At 76.8% G+C, this 2,339-nt stretch carries 3 protein-coding genes; all 3 read left to right on the top strand.

The features are described from left to right. On the top strand, positions 1-428 hold a 428-nt coding region (locus SSBG_RS14260), incomplete at its 5' end, for a DUF5819 family protein (RefSeq protein ID WP_037869761.1). After that, positions 425-1,759: an HTTM domain-containing protein gene (locus tag SSBG_RS14255; protein ID WP_008746817.1), complete on the top strand. Its 1,335-nt coding sequence runs from the start codon at positions 425-427 to the stop codon at positions 1,757-1,759. The genes SSBG_RS14260 and SSBG_RS14255, both read left to right, overlap by 4 nt. A gap of 1 nt (position 1,760) precedes the next feature. Then, on the top strand, positions 1,761-2,339 hold a 579-nt coding region (locus SSBG_RS14250), incomplete at its 3' end, for a TrmH family RNA methyltransferase (protein ID WP_037869760.1).

Below are 2,339 nucleotides of genomic sequence, written 5' to 3'. Positions count from 1 at the left end.
TCGCCCCCAACCCGATCCAGCGGAACACCGCCGTGCAGGCGCGCGCGAGCGGTCTGCACGCGGACGGCACCAGCTTCGTGACCGGCTGGTACGACCTCTCGGCGCGGGACGGCGCCGCTGTGCACGGCGCCTTGCTGCCGAGCCACGCGCGGCAGAACGTCCTGCGGCGCGCCTGGGACGTCTACGCCTCCTCGCACGACAACGACGGCCGCCCCCTCGGCACCCGGGGCGAGCTCACCGCCGCGTACCTCAGCCGCCTCGCGACCCAGCGCCTGGAGCGCGCGGGCGCGGGCGGTCCCGGCGCCGAGCTGAGGCGGATACAGGTGCGGGCCCGCAGCACGCCCGTGCCACCCCCGGCCTGGAGCGACGAGAAGTTCTCCCTCCGCCCCGCCTACCGCACCCTCGGCTGGTCGGAGGCACAGCGATGAGCCCGCCCGCGCCGCAGCGCACGCCGGCAGGCGCCGCCGTCCCCCGGCCGCGTGCGCCCCTGCCCGGCGCGGAACCGCGCCGCTCGCGCCCGGAGGCCGTCCGCGCGGCGTTCCGTACCGGCGTCGCCCGTGTCACCGGCGCGACGCTCGGCGCCCGGCAGACCGCCGCCGTACGGATCGGTGTCGCGGGGACCTGGGGCCTCTACCTGCTGCGCGAGTGGCCGCACCGCGCGGAGCTGTACGGGCCCGGCAGCGCCTGGGGCTGGGACCTCGCGCAGCGGCTCGTCTCCGGCAACGGGGCGTTCACCGCCCTGCTGTGGTCACGCGGCGAGGCGTGGTTCACCTGCGTGTACGTGCTGGCCCTCCTCGTCTCCTTCCTGCTCGTGCTCGGCTGGCGCACCCGGACGATGTCCGTGCTGTTCGCGCTGACCCTGCTCTCGCTCCAGAACCGCTCGGTCTTCGTCGGCGACGGCGGCGACAACCTGCTCCACCTGCTCGCCCTCTACCTCTGCCTCACCCGGTGCGGGCAGGCGTGGTCGCTCGACGCCCGCCGCCGCGCCCTCGGCCGCCCCGACCGCGCGGGCCCCTGGCTGTGGGGGCTCCTCGGCGCCGCCCTCCTCGCCGCCGTGTCGGCCGGGCGCCTCAGCCCCGGCTGGACCCTCGCCCTCGCGACCGCCTGGGCGGCCCTCGGCGCCTGGTGGTTCCTCGAACGCCACCCGCTCGGCGAGACCCGCGCGCTCGCCGACGTCCTCGGCAACCTCCTGCACCACGCCGGACTGCTGCTCCTCATGGCGCAGACCTGCCTCGTCTACGGCGCCGCCGGCTGGTACAAGATCCAGGGCAGCCGCTGGCAGGACGGCACCGCTGTCTACTACCCCCTCGAACTCGACGCCTTCTCCCCCTGGCCGGCACTCTCCCACGCCCTCGCCGCCCACGGGACCCTGATCGCCCTCCTGACCTATGGAACGGTGTTCGCGCAGGTCGCGTTCCCGTTCTCGCTCCTGAACCGCCGGGCCAAGAATGTTCTGATCATCGTGCTGACCGCCGAACACCTGGGGATCGCCCTCCTGCTCGGGCTCCCGTTCTTCTCCCTCGCGATGCTCGCCTCCGACGCGGTCTTCCTGCCCTCCGGACTGCTGCGCGCGACGGAGCGCGGGGCGCGTCGGCTCGGGCGCGGCGTCGGCGGAACCATGCGGGGGACGCGGAAGGCGCGGGGGATGCGCGGCGCGGATCGCGGGGCGCTGCCGCACGAGGGCCGCCGGAGCGCCCGTGCCGGCGACGAGACGGCTCCGGCACGGCCGGGCGCGGCGAGTGCCGGTGCCGCCCCGTAGGGTGCACGACATGCCTGAGTACGAGGCGGCCGGGGAGGCCGCGCGGGAGGAGGCCGCCCGGGAGGCGGCCGGGCGCTGGCACGCGCTCGCGGCCGGTCCGCAGGGGGCGGACATGGTGCTGCTCGACGGTTTCCACGCGCTCAAGCACGCCCTGCGCTTCGGCGCGGACGTGCCGCTCGCGGTCGCGGAGGACCGCCCGGCGGCGCTCGCCCTCGCCGCGGAACTGGCCCCCGACCTCGCCCCGCGCCTCGCCGGACTGCTCGTCCCCGTTCCCCCGGCCCTCTACCGCTCGCTCGTACCGCGTCCGCACCCCACGGGCGTCGCCGCGCTGGCCGCGCGGCCACCGGCGGCGGGTTTCACGGGGCCCCGTACGAGTCCGCTCCTCGTCCTCGACGAGCCGCGCAACCTCGGCAACACGGGCGCGGTGATCCGGCTCGCGGCCGGGTTCGGGGCGAGCGGTGTCGTCACGACGGGCGCTCTCGACCCCTGGCACCCGGCCGCCGTCCGCGCCGGGGCCGGACTGCACTTCGCGCTCCCGGTCGCGCGCCGCGCCGTCCCCGGACTGCCGGCCGGGCCACTG

It is taken from the genome of Streptomyces sp. SPB074, assembly GCF_000154905.1.
GTDB lineage: Bacteria > Actinomycetota > Actinomycetes > Streptomycetales > Streptomycetaceae > Streptomyces.
This window is presented reverse-complemented; position numbering and strand designations above follow the sequence as displayed.